The sequence below is a fragment of the Rhodococcus sp. MurmanLake-1 genome (genome assembly GCF_056945715.1).
Genome location: NZ_JBWZNF010000017.1, coordinates 40,635 through 66,888 on the forward strand (window position 1 = coordinate 40,635; position 26,254 = coordinate 66,888).

The 26,254-nt window shown below is 62.6% G+C and carries 25 protein-coding genes and 3 pseudogenes; 18 read left to right on the forward strand and 10 right to left on the reverse strand.

Annotation, left to right across the window (positions count from 1 at the left end; all coding sequences use genetic code 11):
• The first annotated feature begins 800 nt into the window (after positions 1–800).
• Positions 801–1,416, forward strand: a pseudogene (locus AC2ETI_RS29315) (flavodoxin family protein).
• Positions 1,417–1,478: 62 nt separating this feature from the next.
• On the opposite strand, the gene AC2ETI_RS29320 reads toward AC2ETI_RS29315, so the two are convergent.
• Positions 1,479–1,934, reverse strand: coding sequence for a hypothetical protein (locus tag AC2ETI_RS29320; protein WP_030003029.1), 456 nt, complete (start codon positions 1,932–1,934; stop codon positions 1,479–1,481).
• A 388-nt stretch (positions 1,935–2,322) separates the two neighbouring features.
• Between AC2ETI_RS29320 and AC2ETI_RS29325 the strand changes: the two genes are divergently transcribed.
• Together AC2ETI_RS29325 and AC2ETI_RS29330 are read left to right on the forward strand one after the other, a co-directional pair.
• Positions 2,323–2,904: a GAF and ANTAR domain-containing protein gene (locus tag AC2ETI_RS29325; RefSeq protein ID WP_144440174.1), complete on the forward strand. Its 582-nt coding sequence runs from the start codon at positions 2,323–2,325 to the stop codon at positions 2,902–2,904.
• Positions 2,905–3,150: 246 nt separating this feature from the next.
• Positions 3,151–3,555 carry a VOC family protein gene (locus AC2ETI_RS29330; protein WP_030003028.1) on the forward strand — a complete coding sequence of 135 codons (405 nt, stop codon included), beginning with the start codon at positions 3,151–3,153 and terminating at the stop codon, positions 3,553–3,555.
• 318 nt (positions 3,556–3,873) lie between these two features.
• Here AC2ETI_RS29330 and AC2ETI_RS29335 read toward each other — a convergent pair whose 3' ends face one another.
• Positions 3,874–4,002, reverse strand: a complete 129-nt coding sequence (locus AC2ETI_RS29335) for a hypothetical protein (RefSeq protein WP_276328053.1) — start codon at positions 4,000–4,002, stop codon at positions 3,874–3,876.
• Positions 4,003–4,168: 166 nt separating this feature from the next.
• Between AC2ETI_RS29335 and AC2ETI_RS29340 the strand changes: the two genes are divergently transcribed.
• From AC2ETI_RS29340 to AC2ETI_RS29360, 5 genes and pseudogenes are all read left to right on the forward strand, one after another.
• Positions 4,169–4,882 (forward strand): SOS response-associated peptidase, encoded by a 714-nt coding sequence (locus tag AC2ETI_RS29340; RefSeq protein ID WP_030003027.1) that lies wholly within the window; start codon positions 4,169–4,171, stop codon positions 4,880–4,882.
• A gap of 102 nt (positions 4,883–4,984) precedes the next feature.
• Positions 4,985–5,389: pseudogene (locus AC2ETI_RS29345) on the forward strand (hypothetical protein); the annotation flags it as partial.
• A gap of 122 nt (positions 5,390–5,511) precedes the next feature.
• Positions 5,512–6,663: a tyrosine-type recombinase/integrase gene (locus AC2ETI_RS29350; RefSeq protein WP_483634750.1), complete on the forward strand. Its 1,152-nt coding sequence runs from the start codon at positions 5,512–5,514 to the stop codon at positions 6,661–6,663.
• Positions 6,660–9,158 carry a tyrosine-type recombinase/integrase gene (locus AC2ETI_RS29355; RefSeq protein WP_483634751.1) on the forward strand — a complete coding sequence of 833 codons (2,499 nt, stop codon included), beginning with the start codon at positions 6,660–6,662 and terminating at the stop codon, positions 9,156–9,158. The genes AC2ETI_RS29350 and AC2ETI_RS29355 overlap by 4 nt, the downstream gene beginning before the upstream one ends.
• Before the next feature lie 3 nt (positions 9,159–9,161).
• The gene (locus AC2ETI_RS29360; protein ID WP_483634752.1) at positions 9,162–9,680 is read left to right on the forward strand and encodes a DUF6262 family protein; all 519 of its coding nucleotides are present in this window, start codon (positions 9,162–9,164) and stop codon (positions 9,678–9,680) included.
• Positions 9,681–9,772: 92 nt separating this feature from the next.
• On the opposite strand, the gene AC2ETI_RS29365 is transcribed toward AC2ETI_RS29360, so the two are convergent.
• A complete protein-coding gene (locus AC2ETI_RS29365; RefSeq protein ID WP_483634753.1) occupies positions 9,773–10,117 on the reverse strand; it encodes a hypothetical protein in 345 nt (114 codons plus the stop codon).
• Entirely contained in the window at positions 10,117–11,448 is a 1,332-nt protein-coding gene (locus AC2ETI_RS29370; protein ID WP_483634754.1) for an amidohydrolase family protein, read from the reverse strand. Before AC2ETI_RS29370 ends, AC2ETI_RS29365 begins: the two co-directional genes overlap by 1 nt.
• A gap of 87 nt (positions 11,449–11,535) precedes the next feature.
• On the opposite strand from AC2ETI_RS29370, the gene AC2ETI_RS29375 reads away from it, so the two are divergent.
• From AC2ETI_RS29375 to AC2ETI_RS29385, 3 genes and pseudogenes are all read left to right on the forward strand, one after another.
• Entirely contained in the window at positions 11,536–12,258 is a 723-nt protein-coding gene (locus AC2ETI_RS29375) for a MerR family transcriptional regulator (RefSeq protein WP_483634796.1), read from the forward strand.
• A 178-nt stretch (positions 12,259–12,436) separates the two neighbouring features.
• Positions 12,437–12,845 (forward strand): annotated as a pseudogene (locus tag AC2ETI_RS29380) (hypothetical protein); the annotation flags it as partial.
• A 71-nt stretch (positions 12,846–12,916) separates the two neighbouring features.
• The gene (locus AC2ETI_RS29385; protein WP_483634755.1) at positions 12,917–13,072 is read left to right on the forward strand and encodes a hypothetical protein; all 156 of its coding nucleotides are present in this window, start codon (positions 12,917–12,919) and stop codon (positions 13,070–13,072) included.
• Between the two features lie 64 nt (positions 13,073–13,136).
• Here AC2ETI_RS29385 and AC2ETI_RS29390 read toward each other — a convergent pair whose 3' ends face one another.
• The 3 genes from AC2ETI_RS29390 to AC2ETI_RS29400 all read right to left on the reverse strand — a co-directional run bounded on the left by AC2ETI_RS29390 (position 13,137) and on the right by AC2ETI_RS29400 (position 15,130).
• Positions 13,137–13,601, reverse strand: a complete 465-nt coding sequence (locus AC2ETI_RS29390) for a nuclear transport factor 2 family protein (protein ID WP_483634756.1) — start codon at positions 13,599–13,601, stop codon at positions 13,137–13,139.
• 143 nt (positions 13,602–13,744) lie between these two features.
• Positions 13,745–14,650 (reverse strand): NAD(P)H-binding protein, encoded by a 906-nt coding sequence (locus AC2ETI_RS29395; RefSeq protein ID WP_483634757.1) that lies wholly within the window; start codon positions 14,648–14,650, stop codon positions 13,745–13,747.
• Positions 14,651–15,130, reverse strand: a complete 480-nt coding sequence (locus AC2ETI_RS29400) for a nuclear transport factor 2 family protein (protein ID WP_483634758.1) — start codon at positions 15,128–15,130, stop codon at positions 14,651–14,653.
• A 114-nt stretch (positions 15,131–15,244) separates the two neighbouring features.
• On the opposite strand from AC2ETI_RS29400, the gene AC2ETI_RS29405 reads away from it, so the two are divergent.
• Positions 15,245–15,928 carry a winged helix-turn-helix transcriptional regulator gene (locus tag AC2ETI_RS29405; protein WP_483634759.1) on the forward strand — a complete coding sequence of 228 codons (684 nt, stop codon included), beginning with the start codon at positions 15,245–15,247 and terminating at the stop codon, positions 15,926–15,928.
• Positions 15,929–16,074: 146 nt separating this feature from the next.
• On the opposite strand, the gene AC2ETI_RS29410 is transcribed toward AC2ETI_RS29405, so the two are convergent.
• The 3 genes from AC2ETI_RS29410 to AC2ETI_RS29420 form a co-directional block, all read right to left on the reverse strand.
• On the reverse strand, positions 16,075–18,504 hold the full coding sequence (locus AC2ETI_RS29410; RefSeq protein ID WP_483634760.1) for a tyrosine-type recombinase/integrase: 2,430 nt from the start codon (positions 18,502–18,504) through the stop codon (positions 16,075–16,077).
• Positions 18,491–19,696, reverse strand: coding sequence for a tyrosine-type recombinase/integrase (locus AC2ETI_RS29415; protein ID WP_483634761.1), 1,206 nt, complete (start codon positions 19,694–19,696; stop codon positions 18,491–18,493). Before AC2ETI_RS29415 ends, AC2ETI_RS29410 begins: the two co-directional genes overlap by 14 nt.
• A 254-nt stretch (positions 19,697–19,950) precedes the next feature.
• The gene (locus AC2ETI_RS29420; RefSeq protein WP_483634762.1) at positions 19,951–20,325 is read right to left on the reverse strand and encodes a hypothetical protein; all 375 of its coding nucleotides are present in this window, start codon (positions 20,323–20,325) and stop codon (positions 19,951–19,953) included.
• A gap of 780 nt (positions 20,326–21,105) precedes the next feature.
• Between AC2ETI_RS29420 and AC2ETI_RS29425 the strand changes: the two genes are divergently transcribed.
• The 6 genes from AC2ETI_RS29425 (at position 21,106) to AC2ETI_RS29450 (ending at position 26,244) form a co-directional block, all read left to right on the forward strand.
• Complete coding sequence (locus AC2ETI_RS29425; RefSeq protein WP_483634763.1) at positions 21,106–22,176, forward strand: P-loop NTPase family protein; 1,071 nt, start codon at positions 21,106–21,108, stop codon at positions 22,174–22,176.
• Between the two features lie 53 nt (positions 22,177–22,229).
• Positions 22,230–23,468 (forward strand): vWA domain-containing protein, encoded by a 1,239-nt coding sequence (locus tag AC2ETI_RS29430; protein ID WP_483634764.1) that lies wholly within the window; start codon positions 22,230–22,232, stop codon positions 23,466–23,468.
• On the forward strand, positions 23,465–23,659 hold the full coding sequence (locus tag AC2ETI_RS29435) for a hypothetical protein (protein ID WP_214890706.1): 195 nt from the start codon (positions 23,465–23,467) through the stop codon (positions 23,657–23,659). Before AC2ETI_RS29430 ends, AC2ETI_RS29435 begins: the two co-directional genes overlap by 4 nt.
• Positions 23,656–23,799, forward strand: coding sequence for a hypothetical protein (locus AC2ETI_RS29440; RefSeq protein WP_483634765.1), 144 nt, complete (start codon positions 23,656–23,658; stop codon positions 23,797–23,799). The genes AC2ETI_RS29435 and AC2ETI_RS29440 overlap by 4 nt, the downstream gene beginning before the upstream one ends.
• Positions 23,796–24,845, forward strand: a complete 1,050-nt coding sequence (locus tag AC2ETI_RS29445; RefSeq protein ID WP_483634766.1) for a hypothetical protein — start codon at positions 23,796–23,798, stop codon at positions 24,843–24,845. The genes AC2ETI_RS29440 and AC2ETI_RS29445 overlap by 4 nt, the downstream gene beginning before the upstream one ends.
• A 70-nt stretch (positions 24,846–24,915) precedes the next feature.
• Entirely contained in the window at positions 24,916–26,244 is a 1,329-nt protein-coding gene (locus AC2ETI_RS29450; protein ID WP_483634767.1) for an AAA family ATPase, read from the forward strand.
• The last annotated feature ends 10 nt before the right edge of the window (positions 26,245–26,254 follow it).

The following is a 26,254-nucleotide window of genomic DNA, read 5'->3' on the forward strand; positions in this document are numbered from 1 at the left end:
GCGGCGTGACGCTGATTTGCGCCGTGTGATGGCGTAGGCCTGAGTACTGCAGGTGTGCTCGATTCCGTTTACCGATCGTCGGCACCCGGGATGCGCCGTGTCATCATCCGTGGCGGGCGAGATCAGACGGGCCGCGGGCGAGGCGGCTGCCGGGTAGGGGCTGTGTGAGAAGTATTCGAGGAGGGGGTTGACCTGGCTGCGCGGATCGACGGGTAGCCGTCCAGAGTGTGCCCATTTCTCAATGTTGTTATCACAGTGCGGGTTTAGCGCGTTTCTGTCGACGTCCGCGTGGGTAGATGGGGTGCAGGATGCGGTTGACCGGCGGGTTGCCTCGTTGGGTATCGCCGGGTCCGAAGGTTCCGCCCGGTTGAGACGACAGCCGGGGGAACCGCTCGGGGCTGGCAGTGTGGATTGGTCTCGTCTGGCGGGTCAGCGTCCGATCAGCGACCTACCAGAGAAGTGGCGGCGGCGAGAGATGTCTGCTCATTGATGGTCCACTACCCCTCGACCTGCAGTGAGGGACACGTTTGCCTCGAGGACAAGCCGGGTAGGGATAGTGCGATCCACCGGTAGCCGAACCCCCAAACTTCGTTACCGGTGGATCGCCAGTGTCGTACCTGACCTCTGCCGGGTCGCGGTACATACTGCCCGTCGGGTTTCGCTCTCGGAGCCCGACGGGGTTCTGTCCGTGAGCGCGCCGAGGGGAGGGGCGTGAGCGTTGAGGACGCATGCACGAGACGTCAGGCGCCGGTCGCTCGGGCGCTGGTGTGCGCGGCGCCGATCTGGGGTAGTTGCCGGACATGACTTCCTTGACTGCACTTGCGTTGACCTGTTCGCTCAAGCCGTCGCCGGCTCCGTCGAGCAGCGAGTTGATCGCCGATCAGGTTCTTGCAGAACTACGAAAATATGACGTGGTCGGCGAGAAAATTCGTCTGGTCGATTTCGATATCCGCCCCGGTGTCGACGCTGACATGGGTAACGGAGACCAATGGCCGAAGATCCGCGATCGTATCCATGGCGCCGATATCGTTGTGATCTCCACTCCGACGTGGTTGGGACAGATGTCGAGCGTAGCCAAGCGTGCCCCTCGAGCGCCTGGATGCGGAACTGTCGGAGACGGACGAACGAGGCCGACCGATTCTGTTCGACAAGGTGGCGGTGGCCGCGGTGGTCGGCAACGAAGACGGGGCCCATGCGATCGTCGCGTCCTTGTTTCAGGCGCTCGACGACTGTGGCTTCAGCATCCCCGCACAGGGGTGCACGTATTGGAACGGCGAGGCGATGACGCCCGGCGACTACAACGACCTCGAAACGATTCCTGATGCGGTGGCGTCGACGAATGCGACCGCAGCCCGCAATGCGGCCCATCTCGCGCGTCTGTTGCGAAGCCAGCCGTACCCCACGGCGCAGAGCTGATTGGGCGGAGGTTCTGGGGAACGGGCACTGGCGGAAGTGATGCTGTTCGCCCCGTTGTGTGGTCACCATGGTTGCTGTTCGTGAGTTGCGGCGGCGACGGTGAGCACACGTGCCACCTCGACCGGTGGTCGGCCCCACAGGAGTGCCACGTGTTCGATCGCGGTTATTGCGATGTCGAACAGAGTCGGTATGACGTTGGCGCCCAATGCCTCAGCTGCGGGCACTTGTTGATGCAGGTCGAAGTAGACGATGGCGATCGTTGCTTCGCGGAGATGGCGTGGCCCGGGAAAGACGGCGTGGCGGTGGGGGGTGTATTTCTCGATCACTGCCAGCGGGTGGCTGTCGAGCAGGAAGGCGAGCAGATCCAGCACTGTGGCGCACAGGATGGTCGCTGAGATGTACCACTGCTGATAGGTCAATCCTGGCGTGTCGCGCAGAGTGTCGCAGCCCTCATCGTCGTCGGTGATGTAAGCGCAGATCAATGCCGCACAGTGTTGAACGTGGGTTTCCCGCGGCATGTGCGACTCCTTGGGGGGCGGATATGTCTGCCGGTACCCGAAACGGGTGATCGGTGCACATCCGCACGTCCGCGCCCGCACCCGCGAAGCAGCCGCCGATCGCCGGGTACCGATGTCCGTACGGCGATGCCGATTTCCGTCTCCCGCAGACCCGAGGATGTCCTTTTTGTCGGTATGTGTAAAAGTCTTCGCTAGTGACGCGACGGGTGAAGGGAGAGCGGGATCGTGGAGGCATCGGAGGGGCCTGTTCCGGATATCTACGAACGGATCTCACATCTGGCGCGAACGGCTCATGGAACACTGCGGGGCGGTGTGAAGTCTGCGTCGGAGGTGCTTGAGGAAGTCACCGAGGGCGCGGTGAAACTGCGACGGTGTCGATCATGCCGGTGTGACGTTGGTGCGGCGTTCGCGGCCGGGGCATCGCCTGGACAACCTCGAATCTGTCGCGACGACGGGCGCGGTGCCGAGGCGCTTCGATGCATTGCAGCATCACTATGGTGAGGGCCCGTGTTTCGATGCGATCTGGTTCCGTCAGACGGTCCGGATCGACGATGTGGGGTCGGAGGCGCGGTGGCCACGGTTGATGGCTGCGGCGCTCGAGCAGACGCCGGTCCGGTCGGTGCTCTCGATCCAGCTGTACACCGACGGTCAAGAGTTGGGAGCGCTGAACCTGTTCTCCGACAACGCCGGTGGCATCGATGACGAAACCGAGGAGCAGGCGTTCAATCTGGCTACTCATGCGGCTATTGCGCTGTCGAGTGCACGGCGTGGCGAGCAGTTCAGTAGTGCTCTGGCTTCTCGTGATCTGATCGGGCAGGCCAAAGGGATGATCATGGAACGCTTCGACCTCGATGCGATTGCGGCGTTTCGGCCTATTCGGACCCTGTCTCAGGAAATGAACGTGCCGGTCATCGAAGTGGCACGCCGACTGGCTCTGCGGGAACAGCCCGTCGCGGACGGCAAGGAATAACGCCCTCGCGGATTCCGCAGCAAGCAAACGCACAGCCCACGACGAATCCGCGGTATGCCACCGGAATTGACGAAGCCGCCGGCACCGAAAAAGGTGTCCAGCAGCTTCACAGGGGCCGGTACCCGCCTTGCGCCTCGCGGCAAGTGGCCGCTCGAAGCGGGGCATGTGCACAAAGAACGCAGGTGGGGCCGTCGCGATAGGGTGACTTTCTGGAGTGGTTTACGGTGATGAATGAGGTGCACAACCATGGGATTCTCGGTCGAGCGGTTTGACCACATCGTGATCAACTGTCGTGACGTCGACGCCACAGCCCAGTGGTACGCGACAGTACTCGGAATGACGATCGAGCGATTCGGCCCTACGGCGCGCACTGCGGTGAAGTTCGGCAATCAGAAGATAAATTTGAGGCCTCTCGGAACGGTGGAGCAAGACCCGGGCTGGACCACCGGTGCCGTCGAGGCGGCAGGTTCCGAGGATTTGTGCTTCGTCACGTCGGCGTCGCCGGATGCTGTCAGTGCCCACCTGGAGAGCTGTGGGGTGGAGGTGCTCGACGGTCCCGTGACCAAACTAGGTGCCCTCGGAGAGATGGTGTCGCACTATTGTCGGGATCTGGAGGGCAATCTCATCGAGATTGCCGTCTATCCGAATTGAGCACGCCGAGAACGGCTTACGCCGTGGCAACCCGGTCCGATGCTGACTCAGTCGCGGTCGCATATTTTCGTAGCAAGCGAGTATCGCGCACGGCCCACGACGAATCCTCGGTCTCTCGCCGGAATTGACGAAGCCGCCGGAACCGAAAAGGTGTCCAGCGGCTTCACAGGGTCGATGCCCGTCTTGCGCCTCTCGGCAAGTGGCCGCTCGAAGCGGCATTTCTTTCGGTGGTACCCGGGGCAAAGAACGTCAGCACCGACAGCCTCTACAACGAACAACCCCGAAGAGTTATTCCGCACCGCTGACCAGTGCAGGCGATCATTTCCGGGGGATGATCGAGCGCAGCACGAAGCGGAAGATCGCCGCGGTTCCGGCTCCGACCGCGACACCGGCCACCACGTCGGCCCGAAGAACCCCGACGGTGACACCGAGGACTGTTGCGGCCACGATCGCCAACGCGACATCCGTGGGCGCCGGCCGAGGACTGGTGATCGCACTTCCCCTTCCTCGACAGTCGACGACGTACTCGCACAGATCATCACACGCCGTTTCACGCGGAAGTCGGACCCACGCTGTTCAATGGGACGAGAACCGATTACGGGGAGGTCAGGCCATGTGCGGGAGATATGCAAGCACAAGCTCGAGCAGGGAATTGCAGTCCTTTTTCGACACCATGCAGACCGTCGGCGACGAACTGCCACCGTCCTACAACGTCGCCCCCACACAACCGGTCCGGGTGATCCTCGAACGAACCCCACGCGAGGAACCCGGCGCCGAGCCCCAGCGCCAGCTCCGGACCGTCACATGGGGCCTGCTGCCCGCCTGGGCCAAGGATCGAAAGATGGCCTCCAAACTCATCAACGCTCGCAGTGAAACCGTCACGGAGAAACCGTCATTCAGAAGTAGTGCATCCAAACGGCGTGCCATCATTCCCGCGAACGGCTACTGCGAATGGATGAAAAGTGAAGCCGGGTCCAAGATTCCATACTTCCTTCACGGCGAGGACGACATCCTTGCAATGGCCGGACTCTACGAGTTGTGGCCCGATCCCGAACTGCCCGAGGATGATCCGAACAAATGGGTATGGACCTGCACGGTCCTCACGAGGCCAGCAACCGATGCCACGGGACACATACACGACAGATCCCCCCTGATTTTGCCCGAATCGTTCTGGGAACACTGGCTCGACCCGAACCTGACCGACAAAGGCGAAGTTCAAGCCATGATCAACTCCGTTCCTGAGCCGCACCTCGAACCGTACGAAGTCTCGACTGCTGTGAACTCTCCCAGGAACAACAATCCGAGTTTGCTCGACCCAGTGGCCTGACCGTAGCGATCCGGACCTTTCCGATACGGTTCTGATCGAACTTATGTTCGAGTATCCTGGGTGTGCGGGACGTACGCGCGGATGCAGGAAAGCGGGGCGACGATGAACCAACAGCCCCACTCATCAGCAACGACAGTGCTGACCAAGGCAGAAAAGCTCGAACAGCTACGCCGCAAGATGGCCTCGATCCCGGCCCGCTCCGACGGCACCGAACTCGCTACGCCGTCGGTCATGCTCAAACCCGTCGGCGAGCGCGAGCCAACTCCGATCGTGGCCACCACGCAATCAACCCTTCGGATGCTTCCCGTTCCGGAGCCGATCGGTGACCTGCTCCCACGCGGCGGGTTGGCCCGAGGAACCGTCGTCAGTGTCGACGGCGCAGCATCGGTCCTCATCGGACTACTCGCCACCATCACCGCAGACGGGGGACACGTGGCGGTGATCGGCATGCCTGGTCTCGGACTTCTCGCCTTCCACGAGCAAGGTGGCGACTTGGCGAAGGTCGCGTTCTCTCGGGTTTTCAGTTCTGTGGCGTGATGTCGTGCAAGGATGCATGAAGGGCGTTCTCGCACCGCTTCTTTGGGGGTGTGGCTGCTGTCGTGTTCTGTGGCGCCAGGAGAGGAGATGCTGTGAGGGCTTTTCTGGTGCGGATGCCGTCGGGTGGGCGGTATTGGACGGTGGTCGACGACGGTTACGACGTGATGGCGGTGGCGGACCGCTATTTGCGGGAGTTGCGGTTCGGGCGGGATCGAGCGGAGTCGACGACGAAGGCGTACGCGCAGAGCATCGCATTGTTCCTCCGGTGGTGCGATCGAACGGGTCGTCAATGGCGTACGGCGGCAAGGGATATGGGCCTGTTCATCGTGTGGTTGAAGTACACGCGCGTCGATAGCTCGTCAGTGGTGGCGGGGCCGGGCGCCGAACCGGTTCGGGGCGCTTCTCGGATCAATCACATTCTTGTTGCGGTTCGAGGCTTCCTCTCGTTCGCGGTGGTGGCGAAGGAAGCGCCGGGGGCGGTACTCGAGCAGCTCTACGAGCTCGCCGACACCCGTGATCTGCCGTTGGCAGCGCAGGGAGAGGACGGAATCCTGCGTTACCGCTTGCGAGCTCGTCACAGTCTGCGCGAACCCCGAACAGACGTCGATCGGGCAAGCGACGACGAACTCGTCGCACTGTTTCGGGTGTGTCGGTCGGCGCGGGATCGGTTGATCGTGTTGCTGCTTTCCCGTGCGGGGTTACGTCGTGGTGAGCTGGTGGGTGTGCGCCGCAGTGATGTGCATCTGCTACCGGATAATGCGGTGCATCGATGTCTGATTCGTGGGGCGCATGTGCACGTGGTGCGGCGCGAGAATTCGAATGGTGCGGTGGCCAAATCGCGTCACCCACGAGCGGTTCCGCTCGATTTCCTGGTGGTACGTGCTCTCGATCTGTACTTGCTCGAACGCGCGACGAAACCCGCTGCCGCAGAGTGCGACTTCCTGTTGGTCAATTTGTTTCGGGAGCCGCTGGGTGCCCCGATGACGGTGGGCGCGATCAACGAGTTGTTCGAGGCGTTGTGTGCGCGAGCGCAGCTGGGCCGGCCGATTTCGCCGCATCAGTGCAGGCACGGGTTCGCCAGCAATCTGGCTGATTCCGGCGCATTGATCGACGAGATACAGGTGTTACTCGGCCATGCGTCCCCGATGTCGGCGCAACCGTATCTTCATCCGTCACCGGATCGGTTGCGGGCCGCGGTCGAGCGGGTTCCGTCCCCGCGTTCGGTGATCGAAGGTTTGTCATGACGACCTCACAGGCGTTGCCTCTCTTCGATGACAGGGACGACGATGCCGTTGCCGCGTCGTTGTGGGAACAGATCAGACCCGACTTCCTGGAAGTGTTGGGATGGTCGCCGGAGCGAAGGGTCACGTACTTCCCACGTGAGCATCCGCAGTTGGGATGCAGGCAATGCGTGGTGACCGGTTGTGGGATCAAGGCCGACAATCCGCAAAGTTTGTGCCCTTTCTGCCGGAAGCGGTGGATTGCCGATGGCCGCCGGCCTGTCGAGGAGTTCGCGAAGACACCTCGACAGTGGACGCAGTCCGGTGCGGGCATGTGCGCAGTGCCGGACTGTGAGCGACCGTGGGCCTCGCGCCACGCAGTGTTGTGCCATTCGCACCACTGGTCGCGCGTGAAGACGGCGAATGTGTCATTGGAGGAGTTTCTGGCGCGGTCCGGGGTGGTCGCATTACCTTCGTTCGGACCGTGTCAGGTAGCGGCATGCACCCGTGACCGCAGCACAAGTGGGGCGTACTGCGTCAACCACACTCTGCATTGGAACCGTTTGATCGCTGATGCAGCGATCGGTGGGCAGGATGTGGACGAAGCGCGATTTCGGCGTACGGCTGCCGCGATTCCGACGGTCAACGAATGCAGCCTGCGAGGCCTGCCGGATCGCGTTGTCGCCGAGATACTTTTCGGCGTGCAACACCGAACGGAGTGGGGTGCGAAGACGCTGCCCGAGCACGTCCGCCCGCTGATCGCGAAACTGCTGGCCGAAGAGTGCCGGTCGATTGAGGAGGTGGATCCGACGCAGCTGGCGGAGAGTTCGAAGATCCTTTGTCGATACATCGTCAAGTCCGTGCGTCGATTGCGGTTGACTCCGGAAACAGAACGAGTCAAAGACGACTGGGACACTTCGGTGTTCGGTTACACAGGGACGCTGCGATTCGGGAAGATCTCGCAACCGTGGTTGCGGGAAGCGGCCAAGATCTGGGCGTACAACGATCTGCCTCAGCGGCGCTCACTGAACGCGAAAGCTGCCGCGCAGAACGACCTCCGCTCCCTGGCGAGATTGTCGGAAAACCTACGGTTGCAACGACCGAGTGACCACGGCAACGAACCGCAGCTGCTCTCACGTAGCGATATGTGTGGATTTCTGAATCGGTTGACGTTCTTGTGCGCGGACGGAACGATCAGCGCGAAAACCCGGCATGTCACGGTGCAGGATCTTCGTCGATTGACCGGGAAGATGAGGGCGCTGGGCCTGACCCGCCCGGGTCAGCCGATGCACGGACTTCCGGACGACTTCATCCTGTATCCGGAGGACATACCTCAGGAAGGCGATGTCGAGAAGGAATGCAGGGACCTTCCGATCGAGGTGATGCGGCATATCTGCGAGCATCTCGACGAATTGGAGCAGGCAAGCACGAGAGATATTCGAGTGGCCGTGGAGTTGATCATCGATACCGGACGGCGCCCGGACGAGATCTGCCGGCTCGACCTCGATTGCTTGGACCGGGACGAGCAGGGCAAACCTGTCCTCGTCTACACCAACTTCAAAGCCGATCACCGGGGTGCACGTCTGCCGATCGGCGAAGCCACTGCCGCCACGGTCATCGCCCAATGCGAGCGCGTCCGTGCCCGATTCCCCGATGAGCCGATCGAGACGCTCAAACTCATCTCCGCTCCCACACGAAATCCACACGGACGGCGAGCGTTGAACGACAAATACCTCGGCAAACGCCATCACGAATGGATCCTCACTCTCCCCGACATCAGCATCCCGATGACAGTGGAATCCAAAGGCAAACGGGTGACGAAAATGTTGCCGTTCAACAGGTCCCAGATATTTCTCTACGCCTACCGGCATACCTACGCCCAGCGCCATGCCGACGCAGGTGTCGGCGTGGATGTCTTGTGCCAGTTGATGGGTCATCGCTACATCGGCACGACACAGGTGTACTACCGCGTCGGCGAAGACAGACGCAGGGAAGCCGTCGATCGGCTCACGAGTATGCACTTCGACCGACACGGAACCCGGATCTGGCGTGAAGCGACCGCGCTACTCGATTCCGAACACCTCCGCCGCGCGGTCGGCGAGGTCGCTGTCCCCTACGGAAGTTGCAGCGAACCGAGCAATGTTGCCGCCGGCGGGCACGACTGCCCGATCCGGTTCCGATGCGTCGGGTGCTCTCATTTCTCGACCGATGTGTCGTACCTGCCCGACCTCGAAGGCTATCTCGCCGCGTTGCTGCGTAGCCGCGAGCGACTTCGCGGTACGTTCGTCGCTGATGACTGGGCCACGGCAGAAGCGATGCCCTCCGAAGCGGAAATCTCCCGCATCCGCCGCCTGATCTCACAGATCAAAGCCGAGGTCGACGACTTGCCGACCAACGATCGCGCTCAGATCGAAGAATCGATCGGAGTCGTGCGCCGGGCACGCACCACCGTCGTCGGCCTTGGGACACCGCAGGTCAGGCAACCGCTACCTGATGTGCGGCCGGACAGGAACATCTGAACAATGACGAATCCGATGATCGACGGTCGCCGCGCTGACACCTCTCGTCGCAGACAACGAGTACTGACCACACTCGAGACCGCCGTGGCGGACGGAATGCAGATCAGTGTCGCCGGGATCGCCCGAGCAGCAGGAGTGGACCGCACCTTCCTGTACCGCCACAAGGACCTGTTGGCTCAGATTTACACCGCACAAGCTGCGCCGACAATCATTACGGCGAGGGAGGCTGCGGTGACGCGGGAATCGTTGCACGCGGACCTCGCCAACGCGCAACAGCGCATCGCCCGCTTCGCCGCCCACAACGCGCTCCTGGAGCGGAAACTCTCCGAACTGCTCGGACGACAAGTCTGGGGCGAGTCCGGGCTCGGTGCACCCGCCGACGTAGAGGAACTCCAACGCCGCATCATCTCGCTTGAGCAGCAGGTTGTCGACCTCATCGGTCGACTCGAAGAACGTGATCAGGAACTCGACGCGGCCCGGACAGCCAACCGTGAACTCTTTGCGAATATGAACAGGATCTGAATGTCTCGTATTTGATTCGAAGGCAACAGTTTTGAATGTTCACCGATATTTCGGAGAACACCGAGATCGCAGAGGGGCGCGATTGGATGCAGTCAACGGCAGAGTCGAATGTGTTCGATGGAGGGTGGATGCAATGTTCGTTGGCTGCCGTATGTGTCCGGGCTACCGTAGTCGATGAGACGGACGGTCACGGTGGTGAGGTTGGCCTCGATGATCTGCGCCGTCAGCCATTGATCGCCGTCACGAAATTCCCAGTGTTGAGCCAGGTAGCTCAACCCGTGGTTGGTGAGGTATTCGGTAGCGGTTTCGTGTGTTGTCGCTTCAGTGAGGGGATAGCCGAAGAGCGTGCACGGCTCGAACAATCCAGTCGCATTTCCTTTCAGCAGTCCGATGAGTTCGCCGTCGTCGTCGCGATGCACAGGTTCAGGGGACCGCATCAGTGAGTGTCCTTCTCGGGTTGTTTTGTGCGGGCGAACGATTGCCCTCTCAGCTCTTGTGCAAATTGCGGATACATCGCGATGACCGCGTCGATGACTCGTTGAGTTTGCTCATGATGAAAGGAGATCCCCGCACGTTCGGCCGCGGAACCGTCGTAGCTGGTGAGATCTTGCCGTTCTCCTCGTTTCCACACTCCGACGACCTTTTGTGAATCGCTGATGACCTCGTCAGGTCTTCCATCGACCAGCACCAGGTCGGCTATGGCGCCAGGAATGATCCGCCCGCGGCCGACGAGTGCGAAGACCTCCGCCGGATCCGCGGTCGCAGCACGTAGTGCAGCAACAGGCGAGAGTCCCGCGGTCACCAGATGCTGTAGCTCCCTATGCAGCGAAGCTCCGTGAACCGTGCCGGGGTTCGGTGCGTCCGTTCCCGCGAGGATGGTGCAACCCGCTCGGTGCAGAGCCCCGACATTCTGTGCTGCGATCTCGAATGAAGGCATCTGCGGTGGCATCCACCGCGTCGATTGAGCTTCGAGTACGTCGATCCACGCCGGACTGAGTGCATCGACCAGAGCCGCTTGGGTGAGCAACGGCGCCGGTTCGCCGAGGGCCGGAAACCCGTCTTGGATGGAGAGAGTGGCGATGACAGCCGCCTTGGCCTCGACGATCGCGGCGATCTGGGCGCGTGTCATCTCATCCGTCGGTGCGTGAGCGAGAACATCGACTCCGCAGTCGACGACCTCGACCGCGTCGACAGCCTGATGCACGTGTGCAACTGCGAGCATGTTCTCCGCATGTGCCGCGTCGACGAGTGCGCGGATGGTCGGAAGTTCGAGTGATGGCAGCGTCATCCCGACCCCTTGGCCGCTCTCGTAGAACAGTTTGAGGTATGTTGCGCCTTCGTTGCGCCGGGCCCTGACGAAATCCGCCGCCTCCTGAGCGTTGCTGACATACGGGAACGGTGCGTACATCATCGACGGATGCCCACCGGGTGCGGTGGCACCGATACTCGAACTGAATACCGTCGCGTTTCCGCGATCGTCGCCTTCGCTGATGGCGCGCTGAACGAGTGGCGGCTTACTGAACATGTCCAAGATCGTGGTCACACCGAACGACAGTGATTGTGCTGGAGCACCGGGGAGCAGATGGACGTGCGAGTCGATGAGACCCGGAAGCAGAGTGCCTCCGCGTCCGTCGATCAGGTCGTCGTGGGCGCGAGCGATGGACGGATCGCCGAGGTCGACAATCGTTCCCAGTTCGAGTCGGACCGCTGTTGCAGCGGTGAGATCCAGGCCGTCGAAGACACGTACGTTCGTGATAGTTGTTCCCATGTCTGGGACGGTAGAAGTTGACACAATGTGAAGGTCAAGTCGTGGAGTGGGTGGGAGGATTCTGTGGCGGAACTGTCGATAGGACAGGTGTCTCGGCGAGTGGGAGTATCCGCGCGAACGCTCAGGCATTGGGATCAGTTCGGATTGTTCACCCCGACCACGGTGTCCGGCAATGGGTATCGCTGGTACGACGAAGCGCAGCTGCCGCGCTTGTATCGAATTATTGCGTTACGCCGCAGTGGATTAGGGCTGGACGAGATTCGCGATGTGACGGTTGGAGGTGACGGCGAAGCCGAGTCGCTTCGTATCCATATCGATACCCTCACGGTGGAGAGGGATCGTCTCGATCAACTCATCTCCACCCTCGAAGAACACGTCGTGTCGCTCGAGAGTGCGTCACTTTACGACGAGGAAAGGCATGAGCGAGAGTTCTCCGCGTTCACAAACCGGCTCGATGACAGATTCGGCAAGGCCGTGTCGGAGATCGCCGGATCTCTCCCGCCTACGGCGATGACCGAGGCCGATGTCGCGCACATGAGCGCTCAGCAATCTCGTCTACTGCAGAAATTCGCGGATTTCATGGCTACAGGAGCCGCGGCCACCTCCGCGAAAGTTCTTGATGTCGTCGCCGAACACTATGCTGCGGTGAGCCAATTTTGGACGCCTTCGGCGGCGGCTTATCGGGCACTGGGCACGATGTATGTGGACGATCCACTTCAGCGCGGTTTCGTGGAGGCGATTGACCCAGCCCTTCCCCAATGGCTTGCGGAGGCAATCTCAGCGTATGCCGAGCAGCGTATGCCGCCGTGATGCGTTGGATGGAAAGATCCGGTCCGTTACGGATGTGTGGATACCCGGCGGTCGAGTAGGCCGTTGACGATTCGAGACTCTCTGCACTACACCTCTGGCAAACTGTTGCGCCCGCACCTAAGCCTCTGAACTGCAAAATCCTCGCGCTGGCGGCGAGGAACAGATTCACACCCCTAGAGAAGTCGCGCTGGTGCCGCAGCCAAAGGACGCTGCAATCGACTGCGCCGCAATTTTGCTGGAGGGCTTCGACGTCGTTGTTCTGGGGCTCTCTGGTGGCGCTGTAACGCCCTCTCGCGGAAGGGCTGTGGCTGCGCGGGCAAGAAAGTAAGGGATCGCTGTTGATCGTCACAGAAGGGCAATGGGACGGTCCGGATCTGCGGATCTCGTCGCGAGTGTCCGGATATACGGGTCTGTCAGCGGGGCGAGGGCGTGTGACAGGCGTTCGGCTCGACGTCGCGGCCGTCGGTAAAGGATTCCAACAACGCGCAGGCAGCCTGGAGATCCGCGACGAGAGCGGACAGCTCCGCTGGGCAACCGTCGACGACAGCACGCGTGCTGCGACCCCGCCATTGAGGGCAGCGCAGTGATCAACACTGACCATTGGACCGAACGCTGGCCCGATCACCCTGTGATCAGGACATTCGACGAGCCGAGGGCCGTGAAAGTCGACATTGGCCGTGCCCTCCCGCTCGGGCGTGGGGGAGCATCACGCGCCGATCACGTGAGCATGCGCGTGAAAACATCCGCGCTCTACATGTCCGGCTACCTGGACGGCGTTTTGAAATACTGGGCGAAAATGCATTCTCTGCACTAGTCAAGCTAGGCGTCGATTCAGCTTCGATGGACACTCCAGAACCGGGCCTTGACAGTACTTGCGACTATCCCGAGCGCTCTGCCAATCTGCGATATGCAATCTCAAGAGCGATTCGAGGGGCGGCGATTGCAAGCCTGAGCTGCGCGATGAATCTGGTGGACGAATGGATGTTGAGGTGGCCGTACATGCGATGTTCGATCACTAGACCGTCAGATAGTGTCCATATTTCGGTTCCGATCTGTGTATGGCGGCTGCCGAATCCTCCAGTCCACGAGAGCACTACGGTGTTTGCGTCGGCACATTCGACGCGCTTGCGTACCGTAAGCCCGTACTTCTTCCAAATGTGCGCGAGTTCGGTGGCAGCAGCGGATATCTCTGCGATTCCGGCATGGACGTCGCGTGCGCCGTCGAAGACCCACTCCGCTGTGGCCTCTGGATGGTATAGAGCGATCCACTCGTCGAGTAGCGCGTTGTTCGTGATGCGCTCGGCAGACTCAGCGAATTTGATTGCAGCGGTTGAGTGGTTCACTTGCTTGCTCCTTGAATCTGGGGGGCTCATATCAAGTCTTCGAGACGGTCGGCAGCTGCCCTTGCGCCGTCAGTTGCGCGGAGGCGCCGGACGATCTCGGATGCAGCCGCTCCCTTCGAATGTGGCAACGAGGATCGTCGCCATCAGCTGCTCTTCCTCCGTTGAGGTGCGATGTACGGGGCTAGTGCTGAGCGCAGGGCAGCATCGAGTTGTTGAGGTGCGATGTCGGCAAATGGCTTTGCGCACGATGGATCGACCGTGTAGTCAAAGTTGTTGATAGTGGCTAGGTGCCGATTGAAGTGGTACGAGTCATCGGTGAACCGGGAGACGAGGAACGCGTCGATGGTTGGGTTGCTCCACGGCAGCCGAAGGATCGGTTTGTTCACTCCGAGCGTCCGCATCACTGCACGCACCAGTTCCTCGTGCGTGGGCTCTGCGGATGCTGGCACGTCAACAGATCCCATTGGTTGGTCGGCTACCCCCGCCCGTACCAGACAAGTTGACACCGTCTCGGAGTCAACGACGGCCATCCTGTTGTCCCGCCAAGGCCCCATCGGGATGATCGGAGCACGTTGCACCAGTTGGGCATACGGTCTCATCCCACGCGATCGGTCGCCGAGGACCATGCCTGCTCGCACTACCGTAAGCTCGTTGAGCCGTTCAGCAAGGGCGACCTGCACTGCCTGGCGATTCCGCTGGTAACGAGGAGGCTCGCCGATGTTGGGCGCCGGCAAGGTGGTGAAGAAGACACCTCTCTTCACCTCCGCCTCGGCTGCCGCGCTTGCGAAATTTCGCGCGGCTATCAGGTCGAGATCATCTTGGGCCCGAGAGTCGAGCGAGTGGACGAAGTAGTAGGCGACATCGATACCAGCAACAGCTTGCGCAAGTCCCGCACCCGTGACTACATCGCCGACATGGACCGCGTCAAGGCAGTCTGGCGCTCGTGCCTCGTCCCTTACGAGTCCGCTGATGTGATGACCTTGAGCGCCTAGCCTTCGGGCGACCGCCACGCCGTTATGCCCTGTCGCGCCGACTATGAGGACCCTCATCTAACGCTCCTGCTTGGTGGGATGTGTCTCGCTTCGGGTGAGTTGGTGCCCGCTGGACCACGGCCGCGCAGCGCCGGAACGCCACCAACTCCACCACTCCGATGGATGCCGGGGCAGTTCTGCCACAAGGGGAATCGGATCGAAGTAGGAGATCCTTTCGACTGCCTTGGCGCCGCGAAGTAGGAATCTGTCAACCCCACCCCACTCCACTGAGCGCGATGCGATGGTGGACGACAGGCGGATCTCGATGAAGAGCACTGTCGCATCCCCCTGCCAGCGCTCCACATGAGCCCTCAGATCAGGCGTCCATGACCACAGTCGCTCGAACTCCGCCTCGGCCGCAGCCAGGCCGACAAGCGGGGGCGAAAGAGGCTGTCTGAGCACTACATCATCGTGGAGGATCTCGTCCAAGCGGTTCGGTGCTGGCCTACTCCAGAAGTCTGCGAACGCATCGACGAAATCGTGCTGCGGGTCAGTCACGGACATCTCCTCGGATCGTGATGCGGCGTGTCCTCGCCGCGCAACGATCATCACATAACTTTTTGAAGTGAGCAATGCAGAATTGTATTCTCCAACTTTGAATAGTTCCCTGGCGTGAGTATCATCGACACCATGTCCAGGCGCACGTACAACCAATTCTGCGGTCTCGCCGGCGCGCTCGACGCAGTCGGCGAGCGGTGGACACTACTCATTGTGCGAGACCTGAGTGGCGGACCGAAGCGCTACTCGGACCTCGCAGGATCCTTGGAAGGGATCGGCACCAGCCTCCTGGCAGCGCGCCTGAAGCAACTGGAGGTCGACAAGGTCATCGTTCGGCGTGACCTTCCGCCGCCGGCTGCATCCACGGTGTACGAGCTGACCGATGCTGGCTGGGAACTTGTGGATGCGTTGGCGCCTATCGCTGTTTGGGGAGCACGCCACAGCCTCAGCAAGACCCGACTTCCCGATCAAGGCTTCCAGCCAGAGTGGAGCCTGGCATTCGTAGGTCGAGCGATGCGAAACGCCTTGAGCGACAGCGCCCCTCCTGCAGTCATCGAGTTCACAATCGACGGATCCACTGCGGTTGCGACGGTTGATCGGCACAACTCGGCGATTACGCCTGGGCATGCCCAAGGAGAAGTCAACGCGTCAATCGTCACCGACTCCGCGACCCTAGCTGCGATTGTCGCCGGCCGCGTTGATCTCGGTAGTGCGCTCGAAAGTGGACAACTCCGTGCAAGCGGCGACGACTGGGTGATGCTCAGTCTCGCATCCGCCTTGTCGCAAGTGGCACACTAGAATCCGCTCGCAACCGCGGCATATTCGCCGTCGAGCGCGGGTCGCAGAAGAGCCCGTGAGCTAGATCTAGTGATCATGAGCCATCTCCGTGATGACTCTGTTGGTTCAGGTCATCACGTGTGAATGTGACCAGTGGCTGCACAAGATCAAGTGGTCCTCCGTTTAGCCCTCTCTCTTTTGGGCATGGCGGGAATCCCCAGCTCGGTGTTCCGGGTGGCGCGGTGCTGGGTGTCTCGGAGTTTGTCGCGAAGGTAGGTCAGGGTGAGGTCGATGCCTTCGATTTCGCCGAGCCAGCCTTGGTCTTGGGCGCGTTCGCGTCGCTTGATCAGGTCGGTTTCGATGTCGGTCAGTCGTGGGAGCATTTTCGGGTCAACGTGCAGCATCGGGCAACGGATGCAGGCGTGTTCGTGGGCGCAGGGTGTGGCGTAGGGCCGTCCGCAGGCGCCGAGTTCGACCTTCCGTTTGTCGAAGTGCGCTTCGAATTCTGCCCATTCTTCTGCGGTGACGGGGCGGTATTCCTCGGCGGGGCGCGTCGCCCTTCGGCGTTGGAGGTGGGCTTGGTAGTGGCGGGTGACGTCTTCGTCGAAGACGGCGACGTAGCCGCGGGTGGTTTCCAGATTCAGGTGTCCGAGCAGCGCGGCGCCGATGTGAATCGGTAGGCCGTTGTTGACGAGGTCGGTGACGAACAGGTGGCGGAAGTCGTGGGCGCGGAAGTGAATTCCGGTGAAGCGTGGGTCCGTTGCGGCGATTTCTTCGCAGATGGCTCGTAGTCTCGTTCCGATCGCCCCCGTGGTCATGACTTCGACGCGTTGACCGATGTGGCGTTGGAACAGGAACGGTTGCGGGTCGCTGGTGATTCGTTGGTAGTCGTCGTAGCGGGTGGCGAGCGGCACCGAGGTCTTGCCTGCGGTGATTCGGCGGATAACGAGGGCGATCACGTGAAACAGCTCCGCTGACATGGGGATGACGCGTTCACGGTCGGACTTGGACGGAGCCACCACGAGCAATGCGATCACTTCACCGTTCGGTCGCTGGTATTGGCGCACGCTCAGATGGGAGAGTTCGGTGAGTTCTTCGATTCGTAGTCCGCTGTGCCGGAGGGTCTCCACGATTGCCCAGGACCAGAATGCTGCGTCTTCCTTGAGGGTGACGTCCATTCGTTTGCCTGTGTTTTCATCGCGGACGTGCACTCGTGGCCTCTCGCCGCGGCGTGCGAGGTTGGTGTCTTCGCGGGAGTAGATCCGGGTGTAGGTCTGGTCTCGGATGGTGAACTGTTCGTCCGGTCCGGCGTCGGTGGCGTGTTCGATCAACTCTCGTAGATGTTCGTATCGTGACTCGACATGCTCGACCAAGACAGGCAGCAAGGGTTGCAAGGTTCGGATCGTGGCGTGAGTGCGTTCGCGTGCCCGCCGCTGGTCTTTGGCGAGGGCGCGCATTTCACTGCGAGGGATCGGGCACGGTACGGACCACTGCGCCCAGCGCTCCGGCTCATGCACTGCCCATGCCTGGATGTCGTAGTACATCGCGCGGATCGCCATGAGAACACTGACCTGGCGCAGTCGAGGGCTACCGTCGTCGAGAACGGTAAGGGCAGAACGCCATTCGAGGTAGACAGGTTCCGAGATGCGTAGGTCCGCCTGCTCGGGGTTGATGCGTTCGATTCCTTTCCAGAACAACCGGACCAGCACGCAGGCTTGACGGGAGAGTCCTGAATACGTCACTTCCGCGCATCGCCGGTCGAGGTAGTCGATGAGCAGTTGCCGAACGGCCGGATTTGCGACCTGGTACTGATCGACCATCTGTGTGGTCGTCAACTGCGGAGCACGAAGAGCGCCCCGCAGAGTGCTCGGCGCCGAGGCCGGGAACTGGCCGATCGCATGCAGGACCTGCCAAGCGGAATGGCCTGCGTACTTCCCGTAGTGGACGCCCGTCCGCTTCATGGATTGGCGGGTTTGTACCGCGTAGTGCATGAACGCCTCTGGCGTCAGATCCGCCAACGGTATGCCCTGCGTGGTCAGGGCCGCACAGATGTCGAAGACCGCCCAGCGTCTGTAAACCTCGCTCAGTGGCGACGCACGGACCGCTGATACGAAGGCGTCCAACAGCGGATCGTGTTCTGCTTCGATGAATTGTGTCGTGTAGTTGACGAACTTGTTGGCTCGGAACGTGGTGAGTGTCGGGCGAATGATCCGCAGCGCGAACACTGCTTGGGCGGCTTGCGTGAACTCCGAACGGATGGCTCTCCCGTCGCCTACGACGTCGCCGATGGTCGTCGTGGCCAGTGGGCTGGCGTCCCAGCGTTCCTGCCAGCTGTTGCCGGGATACCGGGTCAGGTAATCGACCATTTTGCGTAGTCCCCGATCGCGGATGTGCCGACGGTTGACTGGCGTCGGCCACACCTGTGCCGCGATCGTGCAGATGGTCACGATCGGCGCGTCGGTGAGATCGCCGTAGCGGTGCAGGGAACGAGGCTCGGGCGGGGCGGCAATGACGGCAGGTCGTGTGAACTTCGGCGCCGGCAGTCGATACTGATGATCCTGCGGACGCACCACACGTTCTCTCTCAGTCGCGGGCACCGAACACCGCCTCGATGTCCTCGTCGCGGTAGCCCGCGGCGTACGAGACTTGCGGGCGTGGGCGAGTGAAATGCTCGCGCAGTTTGTCGTGTAGTTCTTCGATGCGCGGTTGCAAGTAGCCTTCTGTCGTCGACAGATGCTGATGCCGGAGAATCGTTTGAACTTCCGGCAACGTCAGCTGCGGGTCGTTCGCCATGCGTACCGCCGCAGTATGCCGAAGATCGTGCAGAGTCCAATTGGTACCGAGGATCTCGTTGGCGCGCTGCATGATCCGGCGAAAGGCCCAATAGGTCAGTGGCCTCGTATCACCGCGTAGGGTGCGCCAGATCTGTTCAGCTGGTCCTGGGGTTCCGCATCTGTCGAAGTATCTGGCCAGATAGTCGAAGGCCGCCGGCGACCCGGGAACTGCAGACAGTTCACGTGTTCCTTTCGAGACCACCCAGATCCGCTGAGAGCCCCAATCCACACGGTCACCGGTTACTCCGAGCAGTTCGTTTGCGCGTGCTCCGGACGAGACTGCGAAGGACAGCAGGGCGCGGTCCCGATCATGTCTCATCGCGGCGAAGAGTTCGTCCCACATCTGATCCGGAAGCGATCGAGGAGCTCTCTGGGATTTCTTCTGTCGGAGCGGTGGACGGTGAAGACGAGGTGGAGGCTCGAGCGGGTTGCGGTGCCCCACCAATCGGCGGCGACCAGGCGAGGTCGGGACAGGGTTCAGTAGCGGCCCGCGCCCGTAGAGGAGGTGGAACTCGTAGAATTCGGAGATCACGGTCAGTGCATGGTTGATCGTCGAGGCTGCGTAGCCGGCAACCAGCAGCGGCTTGCCGGTTCGCACGTTGACCGAACCTGCCTGCGGCGCTGAAAGATCGGCGCGTCGACGCTGCGGATTGGCTGCGCAGCGAAGCCACCCGACCAGCAGTTCGACTTCAGTTCGCGACGCCTGGTGCCATGCCACGTCCACCGCAGCAAGTACCTTCCACCAGCGAAGGAGGTCGTGTGCATACGACTTGATGGTCAGTGGACTCATGTCGGAAAGAACGAGATCGATCAGGTATGCCGTGATCGGCTCTACAGGAATGCCGTTGACGACCACGGCGAACGGCACACCTGTGGATGGATCCGCTTGTCGAACCTCCCCGATTCGTGGCAGCTCTATCCGTCCCTCGAGAACCTGCCGCCGAATCTCGTCCATCGCCTACCCCCTGCTGTTGGGATGGCATACCCGCTTTTAGTGCAGTTAACAGACACGACGGACAATGGCTGGCCGGAGTAACCGTGCGAGTCACCGATGCCGGCGGAACCAACCTCGTCGAAATCGACATGCTCGTCACCGCCGACGCCATCACCGAAGTGCCGGCCACCACTTGTGCCGGGCAATGACCGACACGCGAAAAGGGCCGGTGAGCAATGCGCTCACCGGCCCTACGCGTACGAACTCGACCTAGGTCACCAGTTCTGGAGGATGTAGATGTTGTTGTCCCAGATCGCAGGATCGGTGAGCGAGAAGGAGATCTCGCCTCGGTGGGACGCCGTTTCCTCGACCAACTGATCGATGCTGGCGTAGACGTACTGGCCGTCGCCCTTGTAGATCGAGCCTTCGCCGAGGGCGATGCTCCAGTAGTCGTTCGGAACAACCTCGAGGAAATCCGCGGCATTGGTGTCGGCAATGAATTGAGTTTCGTTCGGATCGAATCGAACACCGACATACCCGTTGCCGGAGTACGGGGTTGCGGCAGATGCGGCGCCCGCACCGAGGAGGGCGACAGCACCGGCTGCGACAGGGACCAGCAGCGCAGCTACGGCCATACGTGAACGGGACATGGAAACCTCCTGTGACGCGAAGGCTGCATCGGCCGCAACCCACTTTGATGTAACTGACGGTATCGCAAAATCGGGTAACCGAACATTTGCGACAACATGACGTCGATCACGTCGGTGGTAGCGCGATAGGCTCGCAATCTGGGCATTCATACTTTATGACTAGGTGGAACAAGGCTGATCGTCTTTAAGTGCGGAGGGGGAAACGATCCGCTTGCCGCTTTCAGCTTCAAATGAGTAAATGCCTGGCACTCAACCCGGTCGGTCGGATCACCTACTGCATCCGCCTGCCCGGCGGCCCGGCCACCTGCGGTGTCCCCCAAGAGGATGCTCCGCTGCGCTCCGCTCTGTAGAAGCGAAAAAATCCTTTTTCCTTCCTGTCCTTCCGATCTTGATCGACGTGCTCGTCACTTGTGTGGACGCCATCACCGCGGTGCCGGCCACCTAGACGGTTGCGGAGACGGCCGTGATTGTCTCGGGGCGTTGCGGGATCACTGGTTCTGTCTGGCTCGCTGGGGGTTCAGACGATACGAAGTGTTTCCCAGTTCGGACCGCAGCCCGAGTGCGAAGAGTTGGCACTCCACGTCGTTGGCGGCCTTTCGTACCTCGTACGCGGTGGTGCCGGCAGTCGGGCGTGATGATCGTTTCTCACGTCCCCGGCACAGGGTGCGCCGGGGACGTGAGAAACGACTCTAGCGCCTATTTGTGCAGGTCAACCTATATAATTCGGGAGTCTAATTCGGTAGCGGACCTGACCAGTTCGCTCGATTCTGGAGGATTCCTGTGGCTGATTTGGCTACTGCTGTGACTGTGTTGGATGCGAATGGGCGGGCGGGTGTGCCGTCGTTGCTGATTTCGGGTCTGGGGATGGGCAAGTCGAGTTTGGTGCGTGGGTTGGCTGCGGCGGATGGGGTGTTGTGCAAGACGGTGTTGGGGTCGTTGCGTGAGCCGTCGGATTTCGCTGGGTTGCCGGTGGTGCGGGAGCACGGTGTGACGTTGGAGGCTCCGGCGTGGGCGAAGGAATTGGTGGCCGGTGGTGGCGGGTATCTGTTTCTGGACGAGTTGACGACGAGTCCGCCTGCTGTGCAGGCGGCGATGTTGGCGGTGGCGCTGGATCTGACTGTCGGTGATGTGCAGTTGCCGAAGGGAACTCGGGTGATTGCGGGGGCGAACCCTCCGGATTGCGCCGCTGGTGGGTACGAGTTGGAAGCGCCGTTGGCGAATCGGTTCTGCCATGTGGAGTTCACGCCGTCTGTGGATGAGTGGTTGGACGGTATGTCGACGGGGTGGGGTGCGCCACCTGCCTCGCGTGCGGTGGCCACCGATGAGCAGCGGGTTGCGTTGGTGCGCAGTTCGATCACCGGCTTTGTGCAGCGCAATCCTGATGCGTTGGATGCGTTTGGGTCGTCGGCGGCGCAGACCGGTGGCGCGTGGCCGTCGCGTCGTACGTGGTCGATGTTGGCGGCGGTGTTGCCGCATTTGCGCGAGGACGACAACGCGGCGATCAACACGGCGGTGTTCGGGTTGATCGGTGAGGGCGCGGGCGTGGAGTTCTTGGAGTGGCGACGTAGCGCAGATCTGCCCGATCCGGTTGCGGTGGTGGAGAATCCCGATCCGGTTGCGGTGGTGGAGAATCCCGATTCGGCGTTCGATTGGCAGTCGCGTCCTGATCTGGTGTGGGCGGTGCTGTCCGGTGCCGCGGCGTGGGCGGCGGGGCGCGGCACGGTGGAGGCCTGGCGCAGTGCGTGGGGTCCGCTGATCGCGGCTGCGGAGGCAGGCGCACCGGACGTGGCGGGCGCGGCGGCGCGCACGCTGGCGAAGGCGCGACCGGCGAAGGCGACTGTCCCGGCGTAGCCGCGTCGGTTCGCGCCGATGTTGACCGCTGCGGGTCTGATGGAGGCGGCAGCATGAGCGGGGTTCGGGCGCTCGCGCCGGATGAGTTGCGGGCGTTTCGCCTGGCACGGCTGGTTTCTGCCGAACAGATGCCGTATTTCATGAGGGCGTTGTTCGCGGCGCAGCCTGTTGCTGCACCGGGGTTGGGCACGTTCGCGGTGGATGCGCAGTGGCGGCTTTATCTCGATCCGGCGTTGCTGATCGGAGCGGCCGCGTGGCCGGTGCCGGTGGCGGGTGCGGTGTTGTTGCACGAGGTCGGGCACTTGCTGCGGGCGCACGGTGTGCGGGGGCAGTCCTTGCCGAAGCCGGCGGGGCATGTGGCGTGGAATTACGCGGCGGATGCGGAAATCAACGACGACTTGCTGGCGGCGGGCGTCGGGTTACCGGACGGGGTGATCACTCCACACTCGTTCGGGTGCGAGGACAGCGGAATCGCAGAGGACTACTACACGCACCTGATCGATCCGGCTACGGGACAACAGTTTCCAGACGACGACGATGTGGGATGCGGATCCGGTGCGGGGTGCGCGCCGGTGCCGGGGGAGTTGGGCGCGGCAGCGGGGGAGGTCGCGGACGGGTTGGACGACGCGGAAGCGGATCTGGTGCGCCGTCATGTGGCGCGGGCGGTGCAGGCGGCGCAAGGGAAGGGGCGCGGGAGCGCACCGGCAGGGTTGGCGCGCTGGGCTGGTGAGGTTCTCGCGCCGCCGACCGTGCCGTGGGATCGGGTGTTGCGTGAGGTGATCCGGCGAGCGCTGGCGGATCAGTCGGGGCGGACGAACTACAGCTATGCGCGTCCGCCCAGGCGCAGCGTGCCGGGGATCGTGGCCCCGGCGATGCGGGGTCCGTCGATCACGGTGTCGATCGTGATCGACACGTCGGGGTCCATGTCGGCGGCGGATCTGTCGGCGGCGATGGGTGAGGTGGCGGGTGTGCTGCGGGCGGGCGGTGTAGCGCGGGAGCGGGTACGGATTCTTTCGTGCGATGCGGCATCGACGTCTGCGCAGGCGGTGCGGTCGGTGGCCGATGTGGTGTTGGTGGGCGGCGGCGGTACGGATATGCGGGTCGGGATCGATGCGGCGAACGCGGCCCGTCCTGCCCCGCACGTGGTGATCGTGTTGACGGACGGGGATACGCCGTGGCCGGATCGTCCGTCGCGGGCGCATCTGGTGTGCGCGGTGATCGGCAACGACGGCGCACTGTCTCGGACCCCGGACTGGGCGTCGAGTGTGCAGATCCCGGTCGGCGTCGCGTGAACGCGGTGAGCGGTGACCTGTTGCGGTACGCGCAGCAGGTGTTGACCGGCACCGGACATGCACCGGATCAGGTGGCGAGCGTGGTCGCCGGTACCGGCGAGGATGCGGCGGCGCGGGCGTTGCGGGCGGGGTGGGAGTGCGCCGCGAATCCGGTGGCCGGGGCGTGCGAGCAGACGGAGGAGGGGTCGTGAGCGTGGAATGGTTCGATCTGGCTCAGCGTCTCTATGCCGCCGAAACGGGGCGCGCCGTTGCTCTCGGCTCGCGCACACCACGTTCACCCCGTCAGCGTCGGCGCTGGCGGTGCGTGCGAGCGCACGCGGCGGCAGCGTGAGCGTGTCCGCTGCGGCGTTCGGTGGACGCGAGGAAACCGCCTGTGATGAGGCCGGGTTGGCGTTGCTGGCACGGTTGGGCGGCACGCTGGCGGCGGATACCCCGGCGATGTTGCTCACCGACGACAGCGGCACGATCTCGGCGCTGGTGGGGTTGGCGCGGGCGCACGCTCACCACAGTGACCCGAACATCTCCGGTAGCGCCGCAATGGTGGGGTGGTGGGCGGATCGGGCGGATCATCCCGGCACGTCAGCGGTGGTCAATCTTCCGGCCGCGTCCAGTGCCCGCTACGTGCTCGGAGTGGTCCCGGAAGCGCAGCGGTCGGCGCGGGTGTGGCGGACGTGGTTGCAGATCACCGACGAGAGTGTCGCCGGGATGCACGAATGGGCGCGTGCGATCGGCAGTGGCCGGCTGCTGCCGCTGCTCGCTGCGATCGGCGAAGACGACGCCTATTCGTATTCTCGGGCACAGTCCGCACTGGTGGACGGCCACGACTGGTCACGCCCCGACAACACGGCCAGCGCCGCGATGGGCCTGCGAAGTCGTTGTGACGCAGCAGATGTGATGTCATCAGCCTTGCTCGATGATCCGATGTGGCGCGAGCGCGCACTGCACACCGGCCACGTCGCGGTGGGCGTGGCATCGATGACGCCGCCACCGAAAGGCTCACGTCGACGCAACGGATCGCTGTCGGTGACGTGCGAGCGTCTGGATTCACGCCTTCGGGTCGGATCTGCTGTCACCGGCTGGGTCGGTACACCGCGACGGCGTCCGTTCGAGCAGTTCACTGTCGAGGTCACATCGACCGAGGTTGTCGGCGGGAAGTTGGTTCTCGGACTCGGTTCTGTGGGGATGCATGCGCCGCCGAGTGGCGCGTCGGTGGTGTTGATGCCGCAAGCGGCGTCACCGCACACGATGCGCGCTGGTCGTGGCCGGTACTGGCGGCTCTACCGAGGTCGGCGGTCCTGGCTTTCGACGGGGCAGACGCCCGTCCCTTCCCGGCGTGAAGTGCCGTTGGACGTGCTTATAGCTGGCGCAGAGGAATAGCACCAGCAGCATACCTGCCGTAGGTAAATAGCCAGTTCAGAGACTTTTTTCAGGAAAGGTTTGATTCGTCATGCGCATTACTGTCCAGGCATCAGATATTGCTGCCCCTTCCGGTCTGGTTCCGTCGTCGGATATCGCTGCCCCCTCCAGCTCGGTCCCGTCACCGCCGCGCCCACCCGCTCCCTCGCTGACGGGGTCGGAGATCATGGCCGATCCGATCACGGCGCGTGTGCTGTTTTCGGTGTGGTCGGGTGATCCTGCGGTGGTGGTGCCGTCCCCGCCTGGTGCGGGCAAGACCCGATTGCTTGCACTGCTCGCTGCGGCGTTGGCGCACCGGGCGGATCTGCGGGTGGGGATTGCGGCGCAGACCCGCGAACAGGCGGTGGAGATTGCACGCCGATTGGGAGCACTCACCGATCGCGCCGCCTTGATGTGGAAGGCGAAAGCACCGGCACCGGACAGCGGCGGCACACCGGTGGTGTCGGGGCAGAAAGTGCGCTGGCAGGGCGAAGTCGGGGGAATTCTGATCGGCACGACGGCCAGGTGGTTGTTCTCGGACCCGGACCGAGTCGGCGCGGACGTGTTGATCGTGGACGAGTCGTGGCAATGCACCTACGCCGATCTGGGAGCGCTGGGAGCCATGGCGAAACAGGTGGTGTGCGTGGGCGATCCCGGACAGATCGACCCGGTGGTGACCGGCGATGTATCTCGTTGGGAGGGAAGCGACACCGCACCTGATCTACCCGCCCCGATTGCACTGTTGGCTGCGCACGGCGATGCGGTGGGGATGGTGCGGTTGGCGCACACCTGGCGACTCGGCCCCGACACGACAGCACTGATCGCGCCACTGTTCTACCCGGATCTGCCGTTCACCTCCAAGCGGCCTCCGGAACACCTCACCGATTCGAGCGGTGCTGTGTGGCCCGAATTGGCGCACCGCCCGATCACTGCCTGCGGAGGCCCGTCCGATCCTGCCTTGGTGACTGCATGCGCTGCGCGGGCGGCGGAACTACTGGCAGCGGATCTGGTCACCACCGCAGGTCAGCGGCCGATGACGGCCGCTGACGTGGCCGTGGTGGTCCCGCACGTGACTCAGGCTGCGGCAATCCGTGCCCTACTGAGCGAGTACCCCGGCGTACTGGTCGGCACCGCCAACTCATTGCAAGGCCTCGAGCGTCCTGCCGTCGTGGTGCTGCACCCGTTGGCGGGATACCGGACCTCCGAACCCTTCAACCTCGATGCGGGCCGTGCCTGTGTGATGCTCTCGCGTCACCGCGCCCACATGTCCGTCGTCATCGACAGCGCGTCCGCGAGCGTTCTTGCACATGGTGCGCCGTCGTCCGCGCTCGAGGTCCAGACCGGCCTGTTGGCCGCGCTGCACCGCACTCCCGCTGTGTAGACCACTCGAA